At 71.8% G+C, this 6,087-nt stretch carries 5 protein-coding genes; 4 read left to right on the top strand and 1 reads right to left on the bottom strand.

The window, feature by feature from the left end; all coding sequences use genetic code 11:
* The first annotated feature begins 555 nt into the window (after positions 1–555).
* The 4 genes from ACFWW8_RS37935 (at position 556) to ACFWW8_RS37920 (ending at position 5,012) form a co-directional block, all read left to right on the top strand.
* Entirely contained in the window at positions 556–1,251 is a 696-nt protein-coding gene (locus ACFWW8_RS37935; RefSeq protein WP_386537344.1) for a FadR/GntR family transcriptional regulator, read from the top strand.
* The gene (locus ACFWW8_RS37930; RefSeq protein WP_386537342.1) at positions 1,248–2,636 is read left to right on the top strand and encodes a hypothetical protein; all 1,389 of its coding nucleotides are present in this window, start codon (positions 1,248–1,250) and stop codon (positions 2,634–2,636) included. The genes ACFWW8_RS37935 and ACFWW8_RS37930 overlap by 4 nt, the downstream gene beginning before the upstream one ends.
* Before the next feature lie 107 nt (positions 2,637–2,743).
* On the top strand, positions 2,744–4,669 hold the full coding sequence (locus ACFWW8_RS37925; RefSeq protein WP_386537340.1) for a GMC family oxidoreductase N-terminal domain-containing protein: 1,926 nt from the start codon (positions 2,744–2,746) through the stop codon (positions 4,667–4,669).
* A 202-nt stretch (positions 4,670–4,871) separates the two neighbouring features.
* Positions 4,872–5,012: a hypothetical protein gene (locus ACFWW8_RS37920; RefSeq protein ID WP_386537337.1), complete on the top strand. Its 141-nt coding sequence runs from the start codon at positions 4,872–4,874 to the stop codon at positions 5,010–5,012.
* On the opposite strand, the gene ACFWW8_RS37915 is transcribed toward ACFWW8_RS37920, so the two are convergent.
* Entirely contained in the window at positions 5,001–6,071 is a 1,071-nt protein-coding gene (locus ACFWW8_RS37915) for an IS630 family transposase (RefSeq protein WP_386537347.1), read from the bottom strand. The genes ACFWW8_RS37920 and ACFWW8_RS37915 overlap by 12 nt on opposite strands.
* Between the last annotated feature and the right edge of the window lie 16 nt (positions 6,072–6,087).

The raw sequence follows: 6,087 nt of genomic DNA, 5'->3' as shown, positions 1-6,087 counted from the left end.
ACAACTACCCTGACCCAAGCCGCATAGACGTGTTCAAAATCCGGGGTCAAGGCCCCCCGTCCCCACCACACGGCCATGATGAGGGATCACGATCCAGCGTCGCGCCGCCAACCATGCACGAGCTCGCTATTGGCACGGCGCGGTCATGGCGTCCAGGAATGACCACAGTCTCCAAGGGCGACATCCAGCACATGCGGCCGAGGCAGCGGGACAAGTACCGCCGCCTCGGCTTCACCTGGACAGAGATCAAAAGAGGATCGATCGCGCCATCGGCCGTGGGGAGAGCACCCTGACCATCAAGACCCCTACGGAGACGTCACCCTTGCCCTCCCATCGAAGTGGCGATGAACGGAGGCTGGACAGCCAACGCACCCCCAGACGGCGGCCTACGCAGCGAAATTCCCCCGGACGAAGCGAGATCTCTGAACCCTGAGACAGAACAGGGCAGCTCGGGCACCATCTGCCTCGTGGTCGCGCTCTTGCGCGCCCCTTGACGCACTTGCCGACTAGTGGTTCATTGGCTGAGCCACTGGACCACTGCTGGGGAGGCTGGGCGTGGAAGCGTTGCCGCGAGAGACGATCGTCGACGTACTAGAGGACAGGCTGCGCGAGGACATCCTCAACGGCATCCATGGTGCGGGCAGTTACCTACCGCCCGAGCGCGAGCTCTCGGACGGGTACGGCGTCACCCGTACCACCCTCAAGCATGCCTTCGAGCGGCTGGTCCAGGCCGGGTTTTTGGAGACCAAGCACGGAGTCGGCACCAGGGTCCGTGACTACGTCCGTCTCGGCGGGGCCGACCTGCTGCCCGCCCTCGTCCGGCACTGCCCCGACTGGATGAGGGAGGTATTCGAAGTGCGCCGCAGCATCGGCGCGCTGATCGCCTCGCGCGCCGCGGCGAAGGCGACAAGTGCCCAAGTGGCGGAACTGCAGGAGCTCCTGGGCGCGGTACGGGCAGCCAGGGGTGGTGGGGACGCCCAGCTTGCCGACGTCGAGGTGCACCGCGGCCTCGCGCGGGCCACCGGCAATCGCGTCTACGTGCTCCTCACTAACACCCTCTTCAACGCCTACCTGCCGTTGCGCGGAGCCCTGGTGGCGCCGTTCGCCGATGCGGACGCCGCCCACGAGCGGCTGCGGCCCGTCGTGGAGGCGGTGGCCGCCCACGACGAGTGGGCGGCGCACGCGGCAGCGGACGCCTACCTGGCCGTGACCGAACAGATCATGCTCGACCAGCTAGGCGGCACCCGGTGAGCGGCCGCGGCACCGTCTTCACGGAAACGATGCTCGGCTCCGTCCGGCTCACTGGCGAGGAGCACGACCGGGCCGTCCGCCTTGACCTGCGGGCCGAAGCCGGACGCTTACTCGATCCCCGGCGCACCACGCTGGCCCGGCTGACCGGCCGCGTCCGGATCGCCGGCCGCACAGACGACCCCGCCGCGGAAGGGGAGATGGAGGTCTCGCCCCTGGCCCGTCGCCGGATCCGCTACCGGCTCGCGTTCACCCTGGACGGCCGCCGCCTGGAACTCGACGGATGGAAGTCGGTCGGACTCCGGCACCCCGTGACGTCGATGACGGTCCTGCCGTACGTGTTGCGCGCCGACGGGCAGCGGATCGGCGAGGGCGTGCTGCGGTTCCCCCTGACGAGGGGACTCGCGCCGTTTCTGGGCAGTTTTCGCTTCCCCCGACAGGACGACGCCGCCCGGCACGCGGCCCCCCGCTGGAAGGGCGAGCCGGGGCGGACCGAGGTCTGGTACACCACGCTCACCGATCCCGCGACCGGCACCGGCGTGTGGGTGCACCACGAACTCACCGCCCCCGCCGACGGATCCCCGGCCTTCGCCCACGGCTGGGCAGCGGTGTTCCCCCCGGACGGCCCCGTGGAACACGCCCGCTTCGGGCCGGAGCCGTGGGACCGCCCCGCCGGGGGCTACACAGCCGCCGAAGTCGTCGCGGGCTCCGGCAGGATCACCGGATCGGCGGGCGCCCTCGCCTGGGACCTAGCCGAACGCGCCGACGACACCCCCCTCTACACCTTCCCGCGCTGGTCCTGGCGCCGCCCGCTGCTACCCGCCGCCCAGATGCTGCCCGCGGCCCGCGCCGCGTACGACGGGCACGTCACGTACGGCGACCGGAAACTGGTCCTGCGGGACGCTCCGGGAGCCTCCGCGCGGATCTACGGACACGGCAACGCGGAGCGCTGGGCCTGGCTCCACGCGGACCTCGGCCGCGGGGACGTCCTGGAGGTCGTCGCCGCGGTCTCCACGCGCCCGGGACTGCGGCGCCTGCCCCCGCTGGTGTTCCTGCGGCTGCGCCGCTCGGGCCGCACCTGGCCCCGCCGCGCCGAGCGCTCCGCCGTCGGCTGGGCGGGCGCGGGCCGTTTCCGGGCCCGCCTGGCCCTGCCCGTATGGACCGTTTCGGGCCGCGCGGGCCTGCGCCGCATCCGCGTCGAGGTCACCCAACCCGCCGAACGCACCCTCACCCTGGACTACACCGACCCGGACGGCACGCCTGCCGTCTGCCGCAACAGCGAGCGGGCGGACGCGGTGGTACTCCTGGAGCGCTGGTGGGGTCACTGGCGCCCGGAAGCCGCGTGGCACCTGCAGGGGACGGCCCACGCCGAGGTCGGCGAGCACTGACGCCCGCACGGCCGGACCGCTCCCTCTGCCGGGGCCGTGCCCGCACCCCGGCGTTCCCGCCGGAGATCCCGGTCCGCCCCCTCCCGACCGTCACCGAAAGGCGCGCGATGCCCCGACCGACCGATCCCGCCTTCATCGCACAAGCCTCCACCGCACACAGCCCATACGCCGGACTCGTCGCCGCCCTCCTCGCCGACGACCGGTCGACGGCCTGGACCGCCCGCGTACCGGGACGGCTCGAAGCCGTCCTGGCGGCCATGCCCGCCCCCGCCCGAGCCGCTCTCCGCACGGCCGCCGCCGCGGTCGACGGCTACGCCCTCGCACGTACCGGCCGCCGACTCGCCGCCCTCGACGCCGACGCACGCGAGTCGGTGATGGCCGCACTGGCCTCCCGGCCCGCCCTGCTACCTCTGCTCGACGTGCTCAAGGTGCCGGTGCTGCTCGCGGCCGGGACCGAACGCATGCTCCACCACGGCACGCGGAACCCGCCATTCGTGCCGCCGGACGACCCCCCACTGGACTGCACCCCCGCCCCGCACTGGCCCGCACGGGCCACGGCGGACGCCGTGGTCATCGGCTCCGGGGCCGGCGGGGCCATGGCCGCACGGACCCTCGCCCGCGCCGGGATGGGCGTGGTCGTCCTCGAAGAGGGCCGCCACCACTCCACAGTGTCGTTCGGCCGCCGGACACCGCTGGACCGCTTCGGGGAGCTGTACCGCGACGGCGGCGCGACGCTGGCCATCGGCAGCCCACCCCTGGTCGTGCCGGTCGGTCGGGCCGTGGGCGGCACCACCGTCGTCAACTCCGGCACCTGCTACCGCACTCCCCGGCACGTCCTCGACCGCTGGAGATCGGCGTTCGGATTCCACCTCGCCGACGGCTTCGGCCCGTACCTCGACGACGTCGAGCGAACGCTGCGGGTGGCCACCCAGCCGATGGACGTCTTGGGCCGCAACGGCCGCCTCGCCCTCGCGGGCGCCGAGCGGCTCGGCTGGACCGCATCCCCGCTGCGGCGCAACGCACCGGGCTGCAAAGGTTCCTGCCAATGCGTGGTCGGCTGTCCCACCGGGGCGAAGCAGAGCGTCCAGCTGTCGGTGCTGCCCGACGCGTGCGCGGCCGGAGCCCGCATCGTCACCGGGGCCCGCGTCCTGCGGATCCTTACCGAGCCGGACCCACCCGGCGGCGGAATACCCCGCGCCGCCGGCGTCCTCGTCCGGCGCGAGGACGGCACGGAGTTCGAGATCCTCAGCCCGTGCGTCGTCGTCGCCGCGGGCGCCCTGCAGGCACCGCAACTGCTGCGCCGCTCGGGACTGGGGGAACACCCCCGCACCGGCCGGAACCTGAGCGTGCACCCCGCCACCAGTGTGGCCGGCCGCTTCGCCCAGGAGGTGACCGCCTGGGAGGGCGTGCTGCAGAGCGCCGGAGTGGAGCAGTGGCACGACCGGGGCATCCTCATCGAAGCGACCGCCACACCCCCGGGCATGGGCAGCTTCGTCCTACCTGGGGTCGGCCGGGAGCTGCGCACGGAATTGGAGGGCGTCGGTCACCTGGCCACCCTCGGCGCCATGATCGCGGACCGCCCCTCGGGCCGCGTCCTGGGCCGCGGTCGCACGCTGATCCGCTACGACCTGGACCACCGCGACGCGGGCCGGCTCATGACGGCGGTACGGGCCATGGGCCGGCTCCTCTTCGCGGCCGGAGCCGTCGAGGTGCTCACGGGAGTCCCGTCGGCCCCACGGGCCCGATCCTTCGCTGAACTCGATGCACTGCTCGCAGAGGTGACTGCCCGTGATCTCCACCTCTCGGCCTTCCACCCCACCGGCACTGTGGCGGCCGGAAGCGACCCGCAGACCGCACCGGCCGACGCCCGGGGGCGCCTGCGCGGGGTGCGGGGCGTACTGGTCGCCGACGCGTCCGTGCTCCCGAGCTGCCCCGAGGTCAACCCGCAACTGTCCGTTATGGCCGCCGCGCTGGCGGTCACCGCGGCATACACGGACGACGCCGACCGCGGGACACCGGGTCAACTGCCCTGACGGGCGGCAGGACGGGCCGGGCCTGCTGCCAGAAGTGAAGGCCGTTGTGGGGCTGGTCGGCCGTGCGCTCACGCGGGCCGACCGAGCGGGAGGGGGCCGATGGCCGGGATGCATCTCGTTGCCCGCCGCTGCCTGCTGTCCGTGTCCGTGTCCGTGAGGTGACGGTCGGGTTGAGCGAGGCGAGGGGGAGGTCCGGCGCTCCGTGGCGATGCCCGCTGCCCGGGCCTGTGACGCGCACGCCGCCCGTGTCTGGTCGCCGCTCGGCTACAACGGCTGGGCGTCGTTCTGCTCGGCAGAGTTCGCGGCCTCCCGGGCGCAGGCCTACCGGCTGCTAGTGACCTGAGTCAGAGATTCGGTGGCAGTAGGCGGCGACTTTGTCGAGGATCTCGTCGGCTGTCTTCGTCCAGACGAAGGGTCGGGGTTGGTCGTTCCAGTCGGTCAGCCAGGCACGGATGTCGCGCTCGAGGGCCTGGACGGAGCGGTGGACCCCACGCTTCAGTTTCTTCTGGGTGAGCTCGGCGAACCACCGCTCCACCAGGTTCAGCCAGGACGCGCTCGTGGGTGTGAAGTGCAGGTGAAAGCGCGGGTGCGTCAGCAGCCACTTCTTGATGTCGGGGGTCTTGTGGGTCGCGTAGTTGTCGAGGATCAGGTGAACCTGGAGGTCTGCGGGAACCTCCTTGTCGAGCTTGGTCAGGAACTTCTTGAACTCGGCGGCCCGGTGGCGGCGGTGGAGTGATCCGATGACCTTGCCGGTCGCGACCTCGAGGGCCGCGAAGAGGGTGGTGGTGCCTGCGCGGATGTAGTCGTGGCTTCGGCGTTCGGGAACGCCGGGCATCATCGGCAGGACCGGCTGGGATCGGTCCAGGGCCTGGATCTGCGACTTCTCGTCCACGCAGAGCACCAGCGCCTTCTCGGGCGGGTCGAGGTAGAGGGCGACAACATCACGGACCTTGTCGATGAACAGCGGATCCGTCGACAGTTTGAACGTCTGGGACCGGTGCGGGGCCAGGGCGAACGCCCGCCAGATCCTTGAGACGGTCGACTGCGACATCCCGGTCGCCGCGGCCATCGACCTGGTTGACCAGTGCGTCGCGTTCTTCGGTGTCTCTTCCAGGGTTTTCACGATCACCCGCTCGACATCCGCGTCGGTGATCTTCCGCGGGACACCCGGCCGCGGCTCGTCGCCCAGCCCGTCCAGCCCGTGCTCGATGAAGCGGCGCCGCCAGGTGCGGACCGTGTCCGGAGCGACCCGCAGCCGCCGCGACACCTCCATCACCGAGTGCCCCTCCGCGCACTCCAACACGATCCGCGACCGCTGAGCCAAAGCCTGCGCCGTCGAACGACGACGTAACCAACCCTCCAACACAGCACGCTGGGCATCGGTCACCGACAACGGCGGAATCTTCGGACCAGGACGA

The sequence above is a fragment of the Streptomyces sp. NPDC058701 genome (genome assembly GCF_042715295.1).
In the GTDB taxonomy this organism is placed as follows: Bacteria; Actinomycetota; Actinomycetes; order Streptomycetales; family Streptomycetaceae; genus Streptomyces.
This window is presented reverse-complemented; position numbering and strand designations above follow the sequence as displayed.